The organism is Pseudomonas sp. K5002 (assembly GCF_013386655.1).
Lineage (GTDB): Bacteria > Pseudomonadota > Gammaproteobacteria > Pseudomonadales > Pseudomonadaceae > Aquipseudomonas.
Genome location: NZ_JACARK010001017.1, coordinates 1 through 1,906, shown reverse-complemented (window position 1 = coordinate 1,906; position 1,906 = coordinate 1). Strand labels below are relative to the sequence as shown.

Annotated in this window: 2 protein-coding genes and 1 pseudogene; all 3 read left to right on the top strand. The window is 64.8% G+C overall.

The features are described 5' to 3' along the window. Positions 1-431 (top strand): annotated as a pseudogene (locus HX846_RS32620) (acyl-CoA dehydrogenase); the annotation flags it as partial. A 32-nt stretch (positions 432-463) separates the two neighbouring features. Beyond that, a complete protein-coding gene (locus HX846_RS32615; protein ID WP_177048143.1) occupies positions 464-1,516 on the top strand; it encodes an NADP(H)-dependent aldo-keto reductase in 1,053 nt (350 codons plus the stop codon). A 15-nt stretch (positions 1,517-1,531) separates the two neighbouring features. Continuing rightward, on the top strand, positions 1,532-1,906 hold a 375-nt coding region (locus HX846_RS32610), incomplete at its 3' end, for an ABC transporter permease (RefSeq protein WP_372242037.1).

Below are 1,906 nucleotides of genomic sequence, written 5' to 3'. Positions count from 1 at the left end.
ACCCGCTGGTGCAGCGCGTGATCGGCCGCGTGTCGAGCTTGGCCTATGCCGCACGCACCCAGGTGCTGGCCGTCGCCGAGGTGCTGCAGGACGTGCACGAAGCGGAGCAGGGCGGGCACGCAACCGAACAGCATTGCACCGAGGCCGAGATTCGCGCTTTTCAGGCGCAACAGATCGTGCTGGAACAGGTACTGGAAGCCACCACGCTGCTGTTCGAAGTCGGCGGCGCCTCCGCCACCAGCGAGTCGCGTCGCTTCGACCGGCATTGGCGCAACGCGCGAACCCTGGCCTCCCACAACCCGGCGATCTTTCGCGAACGGGCACTGGGCAACTACTACCTCAATGACGTCACCCCGAACGCCGCCTGGCGCAGCCTGCAAGCCGCCGACGCCGAGCAGCAGGCCGCCCGCGACGAAGCGAGTGCGGTATGAGCCATCAACCCTTGAAGAAAAAAGGATCACCCATGCGTTACCGCCAACTGGGCAACAGCGACATCCAAGTCAGCGTGCTGGGCCTCGGCACCATGACCTGGGGCCACCAGAACACCGAAAACGATGCCCATCAACAGATCGACCTGGCACTGGCCGAAGGTATCAATTTCATCGACACCGCCGAGATGTACCCCACGCCGACCAAGGCTGAAACCTGGCGCACCACCGAGCGTTACATCGGCAGCTGGCTGGCGGCCAGTGGTCGACGTGACGAGGTGATCCTGGCGAGCAAAATCGCCGGGCCGGCCCGTGACCCCAGCAGCCAGCAACACATTCGCGACGGCCTCAGCCACCACGACCGGCGCAACATCGTCGAAGCCCTCGACGGCAGTCTCAAACGCCTGAACACCGACTACCTCGACCTGTACCAACTGCACTGGCCAGACCGCACCACCAACATCTTCGGCCAGCGCGAATACCCGTATCAGGCAGACACCCAGAGCGTCGCCATCGAGGAAACCCTGGCGGTGCTGGCCGATCAGGTCAAGGCCGGCAAGGTGCGCCACATCGGGGTTTCCAATGAAACCCCGTGGGGCGTCGCCGAGTTTCTCAAGCAAAGCGAACGCCTCGGCCTGCCGCGCATTGCCAGTGTGCAAAACCCCTACAGCCTGCTTAACCGCCTGTACGAAGGCGGCCTCTCGGAGTTCACCCATCGCGAAGGCGTCGGCCTGCTGGCGTACTCGCCGCTGGCCTTCGGTGCACTCACCGGCAAGTACCTGGGCGGCGCACGGCCCGAGGGCTCGCGGCTGTCGGCGGTGTACCGCACTTTCAATCGCTACGACAGTGCCTCGGCCCAGGAGGCCATCACCGGCTACGTGGAGATTGCCCGGCAACATGGCCTCACCCCGGCCCAACTGGCCCTGGCCTTCATCATCGACAAACCCTTCGTCACCAGCGCACTGACCGGGCAAACCAGCCTGGCGCAATTGCGCGACAACCTCGGCGCGCTGGACGTGACTCTTGGCGATGAGATCAAGGCGCAGATCCAGGCCATCCACCAGCGCATCCCCAACCCCGCGCCTTAGCACCAGGAGCCTGGCATGACGCAAACCATTGAAACGTTGATCGGCAATCGCCCGTTGCGTCTTGTCGGGTTTACCCAACTGCGGCCGGGCCTGTTGCTCGCCGGGGTATTTGTCGGGCTGTTGCTGCTGGCCGCCGTTGTTCCGCAATGGCTGGCCCCGTATGACCCGTTGGAGGCGTCGGCGCGCATGGCGTTCCAGGCGCCGAGCAATGTGCATTGGCTGGGCACTGATGAGAACGGGCGCGATGTGCTCAGCCGATTGATTTATGGCGTGCGTTCGTCGCTGTTCATGGGCCTCGCAGCTACGGCGCTGGGCCTGGCCTGGGGGACCTTGCTCGGGTTGATCGCCGGGCTCGGTCCGCGTTGGCTGGACGGCGCCTTGATGCGCGGT